General features: G+C 55.8%; 2 pseudogenes. Both read left to right on the top strand.

The features are described from left to right. Nucleotides 1-260, top strand: a pseudogene (locus tag PSHG_RS26075) (transposase); the annotation flags it as partial. After that, nucleotides 253-457: pseudogene (locus PSHG_RS26070) on the top strand (AAA family ATPase); the annotation flags it as partial. The pseudogenes PSHG_RS26075 and PSHG_RS26070, both read left to right, overlap by 8 nt.

Raw genomic sequence — 457 nt, 5'->3', positions numbered from 1 at the left:
CCGTCGACGTTGTCTACGACCCAGCGGATATCTCAGAGCTTACCATTGAATACGAAGGTCACGAGCCTTGGACGGTTCGCGAGCTCGTTATCGGTGAGCGTGCCGGCAAACGACCGCCACTTCCAGAGCAGATCGGAAGCATTCCCGCTCAGCATTCCCGGTTACTGGCAGCTGCAGCGGATCGGAATCAGGAACGGAAAGCCTTTCAAGCCCCGGCTGTATCGTATCGCAAGGTGAGCAGGGGGGAACAAGATGTTTGAGTCCTTCTACGGGTTACATCGTTCGCCGTTTTCACGTGACATGCCAAGCAGTGAACTCTACGAGTCGGTCTTCTTAGAAGAAACCATCGGACGCTTGGAGTATGCAGCCTCAAGGCAGTGGTTCGCTGTCATCACTGGAGATTGCGGAACGGGCAAGACAACAACCATCCGCAGGTTCGCTGAAGTGCTCGACCCGG

This window comes from Paenibacillus senegalensis JC66 (genome assembly GCF_000285515.1).
GTDB lineage: Bacteria > Bacillota > Bacilli > Paenibacillales > NBRC-103111 > Paenibacillus_L > Paenibacillus_L senegalensis.
This window is presented reverse-complemented; position numbering and strand designations above follow the sequence as displayed.